This is a genomic window from Polymorphospora rubra, from assembly GCF_018324255.1.
In the GTDB taxonomy this organism is placed as follows: Bacteria; Actinomycetota; Actinomycetes; order Mycobacteriales; family Micromonosporaceae; genus Polymorphospora; species Polymorphospora rubra.
The window spans coordinates 2,190,163-2,204,517 of record NZ_AP023359.1; the positions used below are offsets into that span (position 1 = coordinate 2,190,163).

Here is a 14,355-nt window from a genome sequence, read left to right on the forward strand (position 1 = left end):
ACCCGCGGCACCCCGGGGATCCGCAGCGGCATGTCAGAGGTCGCCGCCGTCGTCGACAACTGGGCCGGCCGGAACGTCCTGGTCGTCGGCGACGCCATGCTCGACGAATGGCGGTTCGCCGACACCGACCGGCTCTGCCGCGAGGCGCCCGCCCCCGTACTCACCCTGCGGCACCGGCGGGCAAGTGCCGGCGGGGCCGCCAACACCGCGGTCAACGTCGCCGCGCTCGGCGGGCGGGCCACCCTGGTCGCGCCGGTCGGCGCGGACACCGCCGGGGGCGAGATCCGCGCCTGCCTGGACCGGGCCGGGGTACGTGACCACACCCTGCTCCGCCCCGACCACCCCACCCCGGTCAAGCGCCGCCTGCTCGCCGCCGACCAGATCCTGGTACGCGAGGACGAGGGCGGGCCGGCCGGGCCACTGCCGGACGACGCCGTACGGCTGCTCCTCGACGCCCTGGCCGGCGCCGCCGACGAGGTCACCGGCCCCGGCGCGGCCCTGGTGATCTGCGACTACGGGCTGGGCGCACTGCCCGGACCGGTGCGCGCCTGGCTGCTCGCCCACCGGCACAGTTTCGACACCGTCGCACTCGACGCACACGACCTCGACGCCTGGCGCGGCCTCGCCCCGACGGTGGTGACGCCGAGCCTCGGCGAGGCGCACGCCGCGCTCCGCCCCGGATCCGGTCCGCCCCCGGCGGTCCGCCGGGGCCACCGGGCGGGTCGGCGGACCGGGTGGCGCTCGCCGAGTCGTACCTGCCGGAACTACGGCGGCGGACCGGGGCCGAGATCGTCGCGCTCACTCTCGACGTCGACGGAGCCGTGGTCAGCGACGGCGTCGGGAGCCCGTACCGCAGCCACGCCGACGCGGTGCCGGCGAGCCACGCGGTCGGCGCCGGGGACGCCTATCTGGCCGCGATCACGCTGGCCCTGACGACCGGGGTGCCGGCGCCGGTCGCCGGTGGGATCGCCCAACTGGCCGCCAGCCGCACCCTCGACGGCCCGGGAACCTGTGTCTGCGACCGGGACCAACTGGTCGCGACGCCCGGCCCGGCGCGCACCCCCCGCCCCACGGTCGTCGACGCGGACGCGCTGGCCGCCGCGGTGGCCCGGCGACGGGCGGCCGGGGCCCGGATCGTCTTCACCAACGGCTGCTTCGACGTGCTGCACCGGGGCCACGTCCGCTTCCTCGAACAGGCGGCGGAACTCGGCGACGTGCTCGTGGTCGCGGTCAACTCCGACGACAGCGTCCGCCGGCTGAAGGGGCGGGACCGGCCGGTCAACCCGGTCGAGGACCGGGTGGCCGTACTCGCCGCACTGTCCTGTGTGGACTACGTGGTGACGTTCGCCGCGGACTCGCCGGCCGACCTGCTGCGCGCGGTCCGGCCCGAGGTGTACGTAAAGGGCGGCGACTACCCGCCGGACCTGGTGCCCGAGTCCCCCCTCGTACGCGGGCTCGGCGGCGAGGTACGGATCCTCGGGTACGTCCCGGACCGCTCCACCTCGGCGATCATCGAGCGGATCCGTTCCCGGACCCGGGTGCCCAGCCTTGACCCGGCCGATTGACCCCGGCGATCCGGTCGCCTTCCGGGCCGGCCGGCTGCTCGACGTGCTCATCCCGACCCGGAACCGCCCCGCCGAACTCGCCACGACACTGTCCGGACTGGCCGGACAGCCCGGCCCGGCCGGATTCGGGGTGCTGGTCAGCGACCAGTCCGACGGCGAACCGTCCTTCGCCCATCCGGCGGCCGCCGCCATGGCCCGGGTGCTGCGCCACCGCGGCCATCCGGTCCGGCTGGCCCGACATCTGCCCGCCCGGGGCATGGCCGAACAGCGGGCGTTCCTGCTGGCCGGCACGACGGCCCGCTACGCGCTCTTCCTCGACGACGACGTCTGGCTCGAACCGGGGGCGGTGGACCGGCTCGTCGCCGCCATCGAACGGCTGGGCTGCGGGTTCGTCGGCAACGCCGTACAAGGACTGTCCTATTTAGATGACGTACGGCCGGCGGAGCAGGCGGCGTACGAGGAGTGGCCGGGGCGGCCGGAACCCGAACGGATCCGCTCCGGCGGGCCCGGCTGGGACCGGTGGCGGCTGCACTCCGCCGCCAACCTGCTGCACATCGCCGCGCGGCTCGACCTCGCCCCGGAGCAGTGGCGGGCCTACAAAATCGCCTGGATCGGCGGCTGCGTCCTCTTCGACCGGGAGAAGCTCGTCCGGTCCGGCGGCTTCGACTTCTGGCCCCGGGTACCCGCCGACCACCAGGGCGAGGACGTGGCAGCGCAGCTGCGGGTGATGGAGCGCGACGGTGCGGCGGGCGTACTGCCCAGCGGCGCCTTCCACCTGGAGTCGCCGACCACGCTCACCGAGCGGGGCGTGGAGTGCTGGCAGGTGGTGTTCGCTGACGAGGCCGGCACGGACTATCCGCCGGTGTCGGAGCCCGCGGGTCGGCCGGCCGACGGAGCAGGGGTGCCGAGCCGGACCGGCTGAGTCCCGCCGTACCGGAACAGGTCCTCCACGGCGTCGAAGACCTCCCCCACCGGGATCTCGGCGACGAAGGACTCCCGGTGGTCGCACGAGGTGCCGCCGCCCGGCCGGTCCGGATAGAGATCCCGGGTGCAGTCGAGCCCGCAGACCGGACAGTCGATCGTCCACGACTCGATCGCCCGGTGCCGGCCACGCAGCCCCGACGCACAGTTGATCAGGTTGCCGATCCAGTAGATGCCGACGGTCGGGGTGCCCACCGCCGCCGCCAGGTGCACCGGTCCGGTGTCGTTGGAGACCACCACCGCGCAGTCCGCGAAGAGGCCGGCGAGGCCACCCAGCGACAGGACGCCGACCAGCGGGCGGACCGGGGCACGGGCGGCCGACCGGACCGCCTCGACCACGTCGCGTTCGGCGGGCGTACCGGTGACCAGCACCTCGAACCCGTCTGCGGCGAGCCGGTCGGCGACCTGCGCGAACCGGTCCGGCGGCCACCGGCGCCGGGGATCGCTGGCGCCCGGGTGCAGGACGACCCGCGGGCCGGCCGGCACACCGGCGACCGCCGCCGCCTCCGCCCGGTCGGCGACGGTGACCGCGATCGACGGGGTCAACGTGACCGGCTCCGCACCCACCAGGGCGACCGCCTCCAGATAGCGGACGACCTCCGGCTGGTAGTAGATGTAGCGCAGCCAACGGTCCAGCGGCGGCGCGTCGGGCGCCCGCAGTCCGGCGGTCAGTCCGGCACCGAGCCCGCGGACGAACGGGTTGCTGTTGCGCCCCCCGCCGTGCAGTTGCAGGGCCAGATCGAACCCCTCCCGCTGGACCAGGGCCGCGAACTCGGCCTGCTGCCCGGCGGGATCGGGTTCACCGGGCACCGGCCCGCGTACGCCGTCCGTCGGCGGGACGACCATCACCCGGTCCACCGGTCCGGGCCGCCCGGTGAGCCAGTCCGCGTGCCAGGGTGCGCCGAGCAGCACCAGCTCCGCCCGCGGGTACGCGGCCTTCAGCGCCTCCAGCGCCGGCAGCACGAAGATGAAGTCGCCGAGCGCGTTGGCCCGCAGTACGCCGATCCGACGTACCCCGTCGACGAGGCCGGTGCCGGTCACCAGCCGAGCTGCTCGCCGGCGGTCGGGAACGACACGTCCGGCCGGTGCATCTCCCGGTCGGCGACCGGGTCGGGGATCGTGATCGGCCCGGGCGGGGACTTCGGTGCGGGGGGCGGCGTACGCGCCGGCGACGGCTCGGGTCGCGCGCCGGCGGGCCGCTCCGGATCGTACTGGCGGCGGCCGACGACGATCGTCCGGCGCAGTACCCGGGTGCCCCGGGGCAGCGTCACGGTGAGCAGACCGTGGTCCATGACGGCGTCGACCCGGGACAGGTCCACGTCGGCGGGCAGATCGACCCGGTGCTCGAAGGCCCGGATGGAGCCGCCGCCGTCCGGGATGCCGTTGTCGGCGTCGACCTCGTCCGGCGTCCTGGCCCGTACGCAGAGTTCCCGGTCGTCGAGTTCGACGGCGACCTCTTCGGGCGCGACGCCGGGCAGCCGTACGACCACGGTGTAGCCGCCGTCGGTCGGGGTCGTCTCCACGTCGGCGCCACCGACCCGGCCGCCGGTCAGCGCCGCGAGCATCCGGTTCAGGCCGGTCCGCAGCGTCCGCAGGTCCTCGACCGGATTCCAGCCCCACTCCGGGCGCGCCTTCAACATCGACTGGTTCACCGGTCGTCTCCGGCGCGGCCGAGCCGGGTGGCGGACAGCGAGTTCGGGGCGTTCAGGTCGGCCTCCCGGTCGACGCCGACGCCGAGCCGGTCGACGAGTTCGCCGCCCAGCCACGCGGCCAGCCCGGTGCCGGCCACGGCCACGATCTCGATGGCCAGCAGTCCACCGCCGGCGCCCCGCTGGTAGGCGGCCGTCCGGACCACCCAGACGCCGGCGAACAGCAGGATCATCGCCGTGTTGACCAGGGCGTGCATGACCCCGATCCGTTTGGCCCGGGTGTTGCGCGGGATGGCCCGCAGGTCGACCGCCCCGGCGCCGGCGGCGAGGATGCCGCCGATCAGGCCGACGCTGATGTTCCAGTACGCGACCTCGCCGAGGATCGCCGGTCCGCCGGCGACGTCGATGACGTCGAAGATCACGGCGGTGACGAACAGCCCGACCGGCAGCGTCACCAGCATGGGATGGACCGGATGGCCCAGCACCTTGAGACGGCTCTCCATTGGTCGTCGTCCTCCCAGGCTCGGCCGGCGTGGCCGCGAGGCCCCGGCGTGGGCCAGTGCGGTACCCGGCAGGCAGGGCGACAAACGCGGTGGCCCGCCCTCCGGTCGGAGAGCGGGCCACCTTGGCGTTGGAACGGTTCGATCAGTCCTCAGGGGTGGTGAGCACGACCCGCCGACGCCGGGCGAAGTACGCCGCGACGACGCCGCCGAGCAGCAGGAGCAGGCCGACGGCCACGACCCCGGTGGTGGCGGCACCGGTGACCGGCAGGCCCGGGTCGTCGCCGCCGCCACCGCCGCCGGGCGGCGCGTCGTCGACGTGGATGGCGCGCTTGGCGGTGTCGGCGGTGATCGGGCTGTTCGCCTCGACGTAGGCGACCAGCATGGTCAGGTCGTTGTCACCGGTGGTGGTCCGGTTGGTGCCCTCGCCCAGCGCGCCGAAGTTGTCGCCGCCCGACGCCAGGAACGAGTTGATCGTCACCCGGTAGGTGCCGGCCGCGTCGATGGCGGTGCCGTTGAGCGTCATCCGGACGATCCGGCTGCCGGCGGCGGCGTCCGGGTCGAAGACGTAGCTGAAGCCCTTCGAGACGCCGAGATGCAGGTAGGGACGGCTCGAGCCGGCCGGCTGCCACTGCTGCTCCAGCGCCGCCTTGATCTGCGCGCCGGTCAGGGTCACCGTCACCAGGTCGTTGGCGAACGGCTGGACGGCCGCCAGGTCGGCGTACGTGACCACGCCGTCGTCGCCCTTGAGCAGGTCGTCCCGCAGGCCGCCCGGGTTCATGAGGGCGAGCTGGGCGCCACCACGGCCTTCGGCCTTGGTCTGCTCGAACTGCACGTCGGCGATGAAGTTGCCGAGGGTCGACTCGGCACCGCGGTTCTCCGAGCCGTCAGCGTTCTTGGCCCGGGTGATGTCGGCGGTGATCTCGCCGACCTTGACCGAACCGACCACGTCGGCCTCGGCCTTGGCCTTGGCCACCAGCGCGGCGACGTCCGGGTCCGGGGTGAAGCCGCTCACTGCCTCGTTCTCGGCCTCGATCGCGGTGACCTCGCCGTCGGTGAGGGTGACGCTCAGCTTGCCGAGTGCCGCACCGTACGAGCCAGTTTGCAGAACGGGCCGCTCGAATCCGAGCCCGGCGACCGGGTAGGTGCAGTCGTACTCCGCGTGGGTGTGCCCCGAGAAGATCGCGTCGATGTTCGCGCTCGCCCCGGTAACGATCTTGCCAAAGTCGGTCGAGGTGTTCGCCACTGCCGTGCAGTCGGTCGACTGCGAGCCCTCGTGGGCAAGCAGCACCACGAGGTCGGCGCCGTCGGCCTTGAGTTCGGCAGCGACTCGGTTGGCCTCGGCCGTCGGGTCCTTGAACTCCAAACCGACGATCCCGTCAGCTCGGACAAGCGAAGGAGTCTCCTCGGTCACCACACCGACGAAGCCGACCTTGACGCCGTCGACCGTCGTGACGAACGACTCGTCGAGGGCCGGCGAGCCGCCCTTGTAGACGTTCGCGCCGAGGTACGGGAAGTCGGCCAGGTCGTCGACCCGCCCGGTGAGGTCGTCGAAGCCCCGGTCGAACTCGTGGTTGCCGACCGCCGACACGTCGAGGTCGATCATGTTGAGGAACTCGAGCGTCGGCTTGTCCTGCTGCACGGCGGAGATGAACGGCGAGGCGCCGATGTTGTCGCCGGCGGAGACCACGAGGGTGTTCGGGTTCTCCGCACGCTTCGAATTGATCATGCCGGCAAGCTGGGCGGCACCGCCGACGGGCGGGGTGCCGGCGGCCTCCAGGCGGCCGTGGAAGTCGTTGAAGCCGAGAATCTGGATCTCGGTCGTGGCCGGGGCGGCACTCGCGGGTGTCGCCATCGCACCCATGGCGAGCAGCGCGGCGCCGGTCGCCGCGCCGAACGCGCGCAGGGGTGACTTGCGCATGAATCCTCCTGTTGCCGCGCCGGCCCACCGGATCGACTGCCACCGGTGCCGACGCGTGACGCGGCCCCGATGGTGCGGAGCCGGGAGTCGCGGGTGAAGACGTCGCCCGTCACGATCGGGAATCTCGGCGCGCACGTCAAGACGGACGCGTGTTACGGAGGATTTCGATACTCGACCAAAGCCTGCAAAGCCGGCAGAGTCGACATAGGGCAATTATGTCTATTTAAGATGCCCTATCCAGGCGCCAACCCGGACCAACCGGCGGCATCACCAGCCGATCGGCACCCGACCAGTGACCTTCATAACTAAGTGGTAACAAGCGCGACGGTCGCCGGACCGCGATGAACGATACGCCAACGCGCCATGAACCCGGTGCCCGGTGGCACGAGAAAAGCGCCCCACCAACTGGTGGGGCGCCTGATCTGGAGCCGCCTAACGGAATCGAACCGTTGACCCCGATATTACGAGTATCGTGCTCTACCGACTGAGCTAAGGCGGCATGCGCGCATGCCGGTGCACCGCGCCGCACCAGTGTACGCGACCCGGCGGCCGGCGGGCGCACCGCACCCCGCACAGCGGCTAGGCTGCCGATTCGTGACGGATGACCGCGCCACACCACCCCCACCGGTCGCACCGAACCACGACGGGCGGCCCCGGCCGCGCAGCCTGGACCCGCACGAACTCGGCTTCACCCCGCGCGGCCCGGTCCCCTGGCTCGGCCCGTTCCTGCTGCTCAGCACCGGACTGCGAACGCTGCTGGCGATCCTGTTCGGCGCCTACCTCGACAAGCGCGAACTCCAGAACGCGCTGCCCGGCGACGTACTCGAAGAGCCCGGCACCGACGGCGAACTCTGGCTCGACTACGTCGCCGACCTCGGTGACGGCTTCGACGCCACCTACTCGGTGGCGTACCTGCTCGGCCGCCCCGAACTGGAAATCGACGGGCGGCGACTGCCGCGCGGCCAGATGCTGCTGATGGGCGGCGACCAGGTCTATCCGACGGCGAGCGGATCGGCGTACGAGGACCGCTGCAAGGGGCCCTACCAGGCGGCCCTGCCCGGCAGCGCCGAGCCCCGGCCGAGCCTCTACGCGGTGCCCGGCAACCACGACTGGTACGACGGGCTGACCGCCTTCCTGCGCCTGTTCACCCGCCACCGCGACGCCAGCATCGGCGGCTGGAAAACCAAGCAGTCCCGTTCGTACTTCGCCGTCGAACTGCCGGCCAACTGGTGGCTGTTCGCCATCGACGAGCAGTTCGGGGCGTACCTCGACGATCCGCAGCTCAGCTATTTCGAGAAGGCCGCCACCCGGCTCGGCCCCGACGACCGGGTCATCCTCGCCGTGCCGGCACCGACCTGGGTCAAGGCCGTCGAGGAACCGCAGGCGTACGACGCGGTCGACTACTTCATCCGTACCGTGATCAAGCCGACCGGGGCGCGGGTCCGCCTGATCGTCTCCGGCGACCTGCACCACTACGCCCGCTACTCCGGCCCGGACCGCGAACTGGTCACCTGCGGCGGTGGTGGCGCCTACCTCTACCCCACGCACAAGCTGCCGGAACGGATCGAGGTGCCGCCGCGCCGCACGCTCGCCCGCCGGTCCAGCACCACGCAGGAGTACGACCTCACCGCGCGCTACCCGACCGCACAGCGGTCCCGCCGGCTCGGGTGGGGCATCTTCGGCAAGCTGCCGCTGCGCAACCCCGGCTTCACCACCCTGCTCGGCGGCCTGCAGGCCCTGCTGCTGCTCGCCATGACCAGCTTCGCGGAGGAACGGGTCAGCGGCGCCGAGCAGCGGCTCTTCAGCATCCCGCTGGCCCTGGTGCTGATCACGACCCTGCTCGGCGCGGCCCTGTTCGCCAAGCCGCCGAGCGCGGCCGGCAGCCGCCGTACGCCCCACTGGATTCTCGGCACCGCACACGGGCTGGCGCACATCGCGCTCGCCATCGGCGGCACCCTGGTCTGGTTGCGGCTGCCGTTCCACGACTGGGCGTGGCCGCTGCCGCTGCTCGCCGCGGCCCTGCTCTACGCGCCGGTGGCCGGCCTGGTGGCCAGCCAGGTGACGGCGGCGTACCTGCTGGTCGCCAGCAAGTTCAAGGTCAACCTGAACGAACTCTTCGCCGGGCAGGGCATCGAGGACGCGAAGAGCTTCCTGCGGCTGCACATCGCCGCCGACGGCACGCTGACCGGCTATCCGGTCGCCGTCGACAAGGTCTGCCGCCGCTGGCGGCCCAACCCCGACGGCCCGTACGACGCGCCGTGGCTGGAGCCGGAAACCCCGCTGACCGTACGGCTCGCCGAGGAGCCGTTCACGATTCGCTGACCGACGAGAACCGAACCCCCTGCCGGCGTACGACCCGCAGGTGGCCAGTAAACAATCCGAATCCCTCGCCGCAGATTCTCGCCCGCGTCGGCGCGTAACTCACGGCCGCCCGCGTCACGCACCCCGACCAGCGTGGACGTACGCTCTCACGTCGGAGGATCCCGGTACGTGCTGTACCAGGACGAACACCCCGTAGAGCGTGGGCTTACCGACGCTGAAGCGCTGAAAGCGCTGCTCTGGACCGATCTGCCATCCGAGCCGTCGCACTACGTCATCATCCATCCACCTACTGCGGTAGATGGGGATTCTTTCAGCAGCTACACCGCCGAGCGTCGTCGCACCAAGATCGCCGTCCATGGCGTTCAACGCCAAGAAGCTGTTCATGCATTGTTCGGACGACTCGAGCTTCAGGTAGATGTGGTGATAGTAACCGAATCCGTTGTCCACGAGCGCGTATCGAAGCCTCTCGTGGAGACACTCCGGCAGCTCGAGTGCGGCGCGCCGAAGCCCGTCCTCCAACGAGACATCACCTTCGTCGACATCATAAGCACGCGGATCGTGCACGCTCGGTCCCTGATCGCGATCACGCAGAACCAACAGGAGCGTGACCGGAACCGCAATGGAGAACAGCAACGCAAGGACGGCCAGGGTCGCCCACTTCTTTTCCTCAAGTCCACGAGCCACCCTGCCCCCTACGACAAGAGCACCGATCTGCCGAACCCGGGGATCACTCGTTCCCAGCGCCGATTTTGTTAGGCCAGCCGCTTGCGGCCGGGCGTTCGGTTCAGCCGTACTGCTCGTCGTGGGCCTTCCGGGGGCCGCAGACCGAGGCGCGACTGCACGAGCAGCGGGACCCGTCGGCGTCCAGCCGTACCGTGACCGAATCACGCGGCACGCTGTGCGCGACCACCCGCCCGTCGCCCTCGGGTGTCGAAACGCGGGACCCGATCGACGGCGCGGACGCCTGGAACTGCTGGTAGAGCGGATGTTCGTACTTCAGGCAGCACATCAGCCGGCCACAGGCACCGGAGATCCGCAACGGGTTCAGCGGCAGATCCTGGTCCTTGGCCATCCGGATGGTGACCGGTTCGAAGTCGTTGAGGAACGTGGCGCAGCACAGGTCGCGCCCGCAGGATCCGATGCCGCCCTGGACCCGCGCCGAGTCGCGGGCGGAAAGCTGCCGCAACTCCACCCGGCAGTGCAGGGTGGCACCGAGGTCGCGGACCAGGGACCGGAAGTCGACCCGGTGCGGCGCGGTGAAGTAGATCGTGGTGCGGGCGCCGCCGGGGCCGCTGGCCGCACCGGCCGTTTCGAGGGTGTGGTCGACCGCCACCACCTTCATCGGCAGGCCGTGCTCGCGGATCAGCCGCTTCGCGGCGACCTTCGCCTCGGCCTTGCGCTTGCGCTGGGTCTCGTCGCGGCGCAGGTCGCTCTCGGTGGCCATGCCGGCCAGCCGGGGGAAGCCGCTGGTCTCCTCGTCGACCCACTGGGCGGCCCAGACACACTCGGCGACCTCGGTGCCGTCGTCGGTGGGCACCAGCACCTTGTCGCCGACGACAGGATGCAGATCGCCGGGGTCGAGGTAGTAGAGCCGCCCGTATCGGTTGAAGCTGACGGCGCAGAGCATCCCCATGCACCCCACCCTACGACGGACACGGGCAACCGGAGAACACTGACCATTCGGACGATCCGCGCTGACCGTATGAATGGGACTTACTTTTTGTCCGCAACCCGGGGCCGGGGCCCTCGTTGGGCTCGATCAGTAGACACCGTCTGACGCGGTGCCGACGGCATACCGCCGTATGCCGTCGCCCCTGGTTCCCGGTCACCGGAGGATGTCGATGACGGACGCCCAGTCCGCCCGTACCACCCTGCCCAAGCGCAGCCGGCGTCTCGCCGGACTCACCGTCGCCGGCCTCGCCGGCGCCCTGGTCAGCCCCGCCCTGGCGATCACACCCGCCACCGCGGCACCCACCTGCGCCACCCCCGCCGCTTACGGCGCACTAGCCAGCGCCGAACTGGTCAAACTCGGCCTGCTCGACCTGCGCCCGCTCGGGCTGCCGCTCGGCCCGGTCGCCGACGTACGGCTGGCCTCTGCCAACTCGGGGCTCAACGCCCAGGCCGAGGTCAACTCGGGTGCCGCGGCCCGACTGCTCGAAGCCGACCTGCTCGGCATCAACCTGCCGCTCGGGCCGCTGACCCGGCCGCTGCACCAGCAGGCCCCACCGACCAACGCCGAGCCGGCCACCCGTGCACTGGCCCGCGCCGACCTCGGCGTGCTGTCGCTCGGCGTCGGCGAACTCAAGGCCCACGCGCAGTGGGACGAGGCGATGGCCTGTGGAAAGAAGGTCGGCCAGACGACGCTGTCGTCGGCCAGCATCGCCAGCGCCAAGGTGCTGCCCGGCCCGTTCGGCCGGGCCCTGGTCAGCGTGCCGAACAACCTGTCCAGCACCAGCACCACCGGCCTGGCCGAAGAGGGCGGCGCGGTCCGCTCGGTCGGGGCCGCCTCCATCGGGGTCAGCGAGGTGCGGCTCTTCGCCGGCTCGTCGTCCGAGATCGTGGTCAAGGTGATCAAGCCGCCGACGCTGCGGGTCACCACCGCCGGTACGCGGGACAGCGCCACCGTGCAGTACGACGCCCCGATCCTGGAGGTCTCCGCCGCCGGCATCGCCTCGGCCCGGATCCAATCGCCCGGCGAGTACGTCGACCTGGCCCTGCCGGCGCGCACCCTCGGACTGCCCGGGGCGCGGGCGGCCGCCGAGTCCGGCGACGTGCCGCTGGTCGGCACCAACCCGCTCGACGGCCTGCTGAAGGACCTCGACCCCGACCAGCAGGCCCGGACCGGTGCCGCCGCCGGACCGCTCGCCGTACCCGGCGTACCCGTACTGCCCGGCCTGCCGGAACTGCCTCCCGCCGGCGAGATCATCGGTGGCATCCCGGAGCGGCTGCCCGTGCTCGGCGGCGACCTCGCCCTGGTCCGCCTGTCCATCGGCAAACTGGAGCAGCAGATCACCGATCAGGCGGTGCACGCGAACGCGGCCTCGCTGCGCCTGCAGGTGCTGAGCGGCCCGCCGAGCCGGGACGCGAACGGAAACACCGAACGGCGCAGCGTCGTCGACGTCGGCGTCGGCCTGCTCCAGGCAGCGGCCGTCGCGCCCGTACCGGCGGCCAGCCCGAGCCCGTCCACGCCCCCGCCGGCCGCCGGCGGCGGCGGTGGCCTCCCGGTCACCGGCGTGAACGTCGGTGTGCTGGCCGGGGCCGGCGCGCTGCTGCTCGCCGGCGGTGGCGGCCTGCTGATCGCCGGCCGGCGGCGCCGTACGACCTGATTCCCTTCCCCCGCCTTCGGGCCGCACACGTCCCCGGTGTGTGCGGCCCGAAGGGCTTACCCGGGTCGGATCAGCTCAGCGCCGACCCCCGGCCGATTGTCGGCGACCATATCCGGTACCACGCGGTACCATTCGCCGTATGGCGACCATCTCTTTGCGCGAGTTCCGGGACGGCGCGGGGCGCATCCTGGAAAGCCTCGAACGCAACCACGAGCCGGTGATCATCACTAAGTACGAACGGCCGGTGGCCGTCCTGATCGGCATCGACGAGTGGGAGGAACTGGAAGCGTTCCGGGACCGGAAGGACTCCGAGGCGATCGCCCGGTCCCGTGCGGAAGGCGAGTTCGTCCCGCTGGCCGCCGCCCTGGAGTCGCTCGGTGTCGACCCCGAAGAGGTGGAGGCGTTACTCGCCGACCGGGGGCGCGCGGCCGCATGAAGGTCGAGGTCGATCGCGAAGTGCTCGTCTGGCTCCACAAGCAGCCACGCAACGTCTTCTTGACGGTGCTCGGCGCAATGCTCGAACTCGTCGCCGACCCGCATCCGCCGAACTCGACCGCGATGCGGGACGGGTCGGGTCGGCGGCTCCGTGTGGGTGACTACCGGATCGTTTACCGGATCGACGGCGACACGCTCACCGTGCACGCGGTCGGGCACCGCAAGGACGTCTACAACTGATCCGCCGTGGCGCCGGCTCTCGCCGGCCGGTCAGAGTGGGAGGCGGAGGTCCGTGTGGTGGCCGGGCGTCGGCTCCGCCGGGGGCCGGTAGGACAGTTCGGCCAGACCGGAGGCGTGCCGGCCGAGCAGTTCCTCGCCGTGCTCGTACACCTCGGCCACCGTCTGCAGCAGGACGGTCCCGATGCGCGCCGCGGCGAGCGTGTCGTCGCGGTCCGGGTCGGCCCCAGTCGGGCCCGCCGTCAGCGTGACCGCCTCCGCGCAGGTCAGGACCGGCGCCAGGGTGCGGGCCAGGGTGGACCGGCTCTGCGTGAGCCAGTCGGCGACCGCTTCGGCGTACGCCGCGGCGGCCGCCAGCCGGCCGCCCATTCCGTCCGGGTCGTCGGACAGGTGCGCGGTGAGCGCGGTGCGGTGAGCGTCGAAGGTGTCGGCGCCGGCGCCCGTCCAGTCCACGTTCCGGGCCACGGCGGCGTGCCCGCGGGCGTAGCCGGGGCGCAGGTCGTGCAGCGCGGAGCCGGCGGCGGCCAGCGGCGCCGGGTCGAAGCCGGCGACCGTGCGCACCGCGTCGCCGGGCAGGACCCGCAGGCGGCGCAGCAGCGGCCAGATCGGGTCGCCGTCCGGGGCACCGGACCGGGCGAGCACGTCGTCGACCCGGACGAGCAGTCCGGCGCCGGCCCGGACGAGCTGGTCAAGGGCGTCCATCACGCCTCCTCGGGCTGCCGCCGGCGGGCGGCGTCGTCGGTGTCGGCGTATCGGCCGGCGAGCAGGCGCAGGGTGTCGGCGACCTCGGTCAGCCGGGTGGCGGCGGCGGTCGCCTCGTCGAAGCGCGCGCCGGTCGCGGCGAGCCACCGGTCGCGCAGGTCACGGGTGAGGTCGCCGAGCCGGCCGGGGCCGGGTGGCCCGAGGTCGGCGCCGGCGGTTCCGGTGGCGGCGATGCGCCGGCCCGCGTCGGTCAGGTCGGCCGCGACCGTGTCGAACCGCTCGGCGGCCTGCCGCAGGGTGTCCATTCAGGACCTCCCGAGCGGCGGGTAGTCGGTGAAGGTTTCGGCGTGCAGCTTCTCGCGGGCCCAGCGGGCGGCGTCGGCCGCGGCGGTGACCACCGCGTGGATCGACCGGGCGACCTCGGTGTTGGCCCGGTTGTGCAGCGTGCCGGGGATGCGGACGTCGGTAATGACGCCGGCGGCGGTGACCACCACCTCGATCAGCCCGTCGGGCGATCGTACGGTCACCTCGACGCCCTGCACCGCCTTGTCGAACTCGGCCCGGAGGGACTCGATGCGGCGGTGCCGCTCGACCGCCTCCTCGATCCATGCCTCGTCGATCTCGCGCGCCATGCACAGGCTCCTCACCCGATGTGCCGCTCCGGTTGCGGTACGGCACCGAACCGTACCGGTCGGGCCGTGGTTGCGAAACCCCGTG

Annotated in this window: 13 protein-coding genes, 1 tRNA gene and 2 pseudogenes; 7 read left to right on the plus strand and 9 right to left on the minus strand. The window is 72.3% G+C overall.

Annotated elements, in window-relative coordinates:
* Positions 1-30 precede the first annotated feature (30 nt).
* Both rfaE2 and Prubr_RS10000 read left to right on the plus strand, forming a co-directional pair.
* A pseudogene (gene rfaE2 / locus Prubr_RS09995) lies at positions 31-1,565 on the plus strand (D-glycero-beta-D-manno-heptose 1-phosphate adenylyltransferase).
* Positions 1,549-2,394: pseudogene (locus tag Prubr_RS10000) on the plus strand (glycosyltransferase family 2 protein); the annotation flags it as partial. The pseudogenes rfaE2 and Prubr_RS10000, both read left to right, overlap by 17 nt.
* A gap of 23 nt (positions 2,395-2,417) precedes the next feature.
* Here Prubr_RS10000 and Prubr_RS10005 read toward each other — a convergent pair.
* From Prubr_RS10005 to Prubr_RS10025, 5 genes are all read right to left on the minus strand, one after another.
* Positions 2,418-3,590, minus strand: a complete 1,173-nt coding sequence (locus Prubr_RS10005; RefSeq protein WP_212827824.1) for a glycosyltransferase family 9 protein — start codon at positions 3,588-3,590, stop codon at positions 2,418-2,420.
* The gene (locus Prubr_RS10010; protein ID WP_212827826.1) at positions 3,584-4,186 is read right to left on the minus strand and encodes an Hsp20/alpha crystallin family protein; all 603 of its coding nucleotides are present in this window, start codon (positions 4,184-4,186) and stop codon (positions 3,584-3,586) included. Before Prubr_RS10010 ends, Prubr_RS10005 begins: the two co-directional genes overlap by 7 nt.
* Before the next feature lie 8 nt (positions 4,187-4,194).
* Positions 4,195-4,698: a DUF2231 domain-containing protein gene (locus tag Prubr_RS10015; protein ID WP_212824213.1), complete on the minus strand. Its 504-nt coding sequence runs from the start codon at positions 4,696-4,698 to the stop codon at positions 4,195-4,197.
* A gap of 142 nt (positions 4,699-4,840) precedes the next feature.
* On the minus strand, positions 4,841-6,616 hold the full coding sequence (locus Prubr_RS10020; protein ID WP_246568529.1) for a bifunctional metallophosphatase/5'-nucleotidase: 1,776 nt from the start codon (positions 6,614-6,616) through the stop codon (positions 4,841-4,843).
* A gap of 423 nt (positions 6,617-7,039) precedes the next feature.
* Positions 7,040-7,115, minus strand: a tRNA-Thr gene (locus tag Prubr_RS10025).
* A gap of 95 nt (positions 7,116-7,210) precedes the next feature.
* Between Prubr_RS10025 and Prubr_RS10030 the strand changes: the two genes are divergently transcribed.
* Both Prubr_RS10030 and Prubr_RS10035 read left to right on the plus strand, forming a co-directional pair.
* A complete protein-coding gene (locus tag Prubr_RS10030; protein ID WP_212824215.1) occupies positions 7,211-8,938 on the plus strand; it encodes a metallophosphoesterase family protein in 1,728 nt (575 codons plus the stop codon).
* Positions 8,939-9,106: 168 nt separating this feature from the next.
* On the plus strand, positions 9,107-9,694 hold the full coding sequence (locus tag Prubr_RS10035; protein WP_212824217.1) for a hypothetical protein: 588 nt from the start codon (positions 9,107-9,109) through the stop codon (positions 9,692-9,694).
* A gap of 28 nt (positions 9,695-9,722) precedes the next feature.
* Here Prubr_RS10035 and Prubr_RS10040 read toward each other — a convergent pair whose 3' ends face one another.
* Complete coding sequence (locus Prubr_RS10040; RefSeq protein WP_212824219.1) at positions 9,723-10,571, minus strand: PSP1 domain-containing protein; 849 nt, start codon at positions 10,569-10,571, stop codon at positions 9,723-9,725.
* A gap of 208 nt (positions 10,572-10,779) precedes the next feature.
* Between Prubr_RS10040 and Prubr_RS10045 the strand changes: the two genes are divergently transcribed.
* The 3 genes from Prubr_RS10045 (at position 10,780) to Prubr_RS10055 (ending at position 12,939) form a co-directional block, all read left to right on the plus strand.
* Positions 10,780-12,264, plus strand: coding sequence for a hypothetical protein (locus Prubr_RS10045; protein ID WP_212824221.1), 1,485 nt, complete (start codon positions 10,780-10,782; stop codon positions 12,262-12,264).
* Between the two features lie 139 nt (positions 12,265-12,403).
* A complete protein-coding gene (locus Prubr_RS10050) occupies positions 12,404-12,700 on the plus strand; it encodes a type II toxin-antitoxin system Phd/YefM family antitoxin (RefSeq protein WP_212824223.1) in 297 nt (98 codons plus the stop codon).
* Entirely contained in the window at positions 12,697-12,939 is a 243-nt protein-coding gene (locus tag Prubr_RS10055) for a type II toxin-antitoxin system RelE family toxin (protein ID WP_212824225.1), read from the plus strand. Before Prubr_RS10050 ends, Prubr_RS10055 begins: the two co-directional genes overlap by 4 nt.
* Positions 12,940-12,969: 30 nt before the next feature.
* On the opposite strand, the gene Prubr_RS10060 is transcribed toward Prubr_RS10055, so the two are convergent.
* From Prubr_RS10060 to Prubr_RS10070, 3 genes are read right to left on the minus strand one after another with little or no spacing between them, the layout of a single operon-like run.
* The gene (locus tag Prubr_RS10060) at positions 12,970-13,638 is read right to left on the minus strand and encodes a hypothetical protein (protein ID WP_212824227.1); all 669 of its coding nucleotides are present in this window, start codon (positions 13,636-13,638) and stop codon (positions 12,970-12,972) included.
* Positions 13,638-13,943 carry a hypothetical protein gene (locus Prubr_RS10065; RefSeq protein WP_212824229.1) on the minus strand — a complete coding sequence of 102 codons (306 nt, stop codon included), beginning with the start codon at positions 13,941-13,943 and terminating at the stop codon, positions 13,638-13,640. Before Prubr_RS10065 ends, Prubr_RS10060 begins: the two co-directional genes overlap by 1 nt.
* Positions 13,944-14,270, minus strand: a complete 327-nt coding sequence (locus Prubr_RS10070) for a YbaB/EbfC family nucleoid-associated protein (RefSeq protein WP_212824231.1) — start codon at positions 14,268-14,270, stop codon at positions 13,944-13,946.
* Positions 14,271-14,355: the final 85 nt, after the last annotated feature.

Bases quoted from the DNA above. Each gene is read 5' to 3' on its own strand.
- Prubr_RS10040 (WP_212824219.1), bottom strand. From the start codon at position 10,571: ATGGGGATGCTCTGCGCCGTCAGCTTCAACCGATACGGGCGGCTCTAC.
- Prubr_RS10015 (WP_212824213.1), bottom strand. From the start codon at position 4,698: ATGGAGAGCCGTCTCAAGGTGCTGGGCCATCCGGTCCATCCCATGCTG.
- Prubr_RS10070 (WP_212824231.1), bottom strand. From the start codon at position 14,270: ATGGCGCGCGAGATCGACGAGGCATGGATCGAGGAGGCGGTCGAGCGG.
- Prubr_RS10065 (WP_212824229.1), bottom strand. From the start codon at position 13,943: ATGGACACCCTGCGGCAGGCCGCCGAGCGGTTCGACACGGTCGCGGCC.
- Prubr_RS10050 (WP_212824223.1), top strand. From the start codon at position 12,404: ATGGCGACCATCTCTTTGCGCGAGTTCCGGGACGGCGCGGGGCGCATC.
- Prubr_RS10045 (WP_212824221.1), top strand. From the start codon at position 10,780: ATGACGGACGCCCAGTCCGCCCGTACCACCCTGCCCAAGCGCAGCCGG.
- Prubr_RS10060 (WP_212824227.1), bottom strand. From the start codon at position 13,638: ATGGACGCCCTTGACCAGCTCGTCCGGGCCGGCGCCGGACTGCTCGTC.
- Prubr_RS10020 (WP_246568529.1), bottom strand. From the start codon at position 6,616: ATGCGCAAGTCACCCCTGCGCGCGTTCGGCGCGGCGACCGGCGCCGCG.
- Prubr_RS10010 (WP_212827826.1), bottom strand. From the start codon at position 4,186: ATGTTGAAGGCGCGCCCGGAGTGGGGCTGGAATCCGGTCGAGGACCTG.
- Prubr_RS10055 (WP_212824225.1), top strand. From the start codon at position 12,697: ATGAAGGTCGAGGTCGATCGCGAAGTGCTCGTCTGGCTCCACAAGCAG.